Origin of the sequence: Mesorhizobium sp. M2A.F.Ca.ET.039.01.1.1 (assembly GCF_003998035.1) — a bacterium.
GTDB lineage: Bacteria > Pseudomonadota > Alphaproteobacteria > Rhizobiales > Rhizobiaceae > Mesorhizobium.
Map to the genome: position 1 here is coordinate 1 of NZ_RZRY01001464.1, position 547 is coordinate 547.

A 547-nucleotide genomic window follows, 5' to 3' on the forward strand; every position below is an offset into this window, starting at 1 on the left:
CGGCATGTCGCTGGTGCCGAGTTCCTTGGCGAGCTTGCGCGAGGTCAGCTTCTGGCCAGGCTGCAACTGTCCGGACATAAGGGCCCGAACCAGCTCCAGATAGACTTTCTCATGCAGTGGAACGGTATCGACAGCGGTCAGTCCGATTCGCGATTTGTCGGCCATTGGCTCTCGTTGCTTCGTCGTCCTGAAAGCTGCTTCGTCGCTCTATCCGCCGCGGGGACAGGTTCCGATGGCATTGGGACGCACGATAGACGGTTAACGCGCGCTGCCGCAAGGGAGCGCGCGCCCGTCCCCCAACCGCGTCATTGCGACTGCGACGTTATCGGACCCCGATGCCCGCCAAAAGGCCGCCGTCTATCCTGTAGTCCGCCCCGGTGCAGAAGCTTGCCTTGGACGAGCATAGGAAGGCGATCAGTTCCGCCACTTCCTCCGGCTCGCCGATGCGGCCGAGCGGATGCGCTTCGCCGAAGCGTTTGAAGGCCGCCTCGACATCCGCATTGGGATCGTCGGCGCGGGCGGCGCGTTCGAGGATCGGGGTACGCAC

At 64.0% G+C, this 547-nt stretch carries 2 protein-coding genes; both read right to left on the minus strand.

Annotation, left to right across the window (positions count from 1 at the left end; translation table 11 throughout):
• On the minus strand, positions 1–165 hold a 165-nt coding region (locus EOA24_RS44020; RefSeq protein WP_127410944.1), incomplete at its 3' end, for a GntR family transcriptional regulator.
• 157 nt (positions 166–322) lie between these two features.
• Positions 323–547: SDR family oxidoreductase (locus EOA24_RS40470; protein ID WP_127410945.1), on the minus strand; the 225-nt coding region annotated here is incomplete at its 5' end.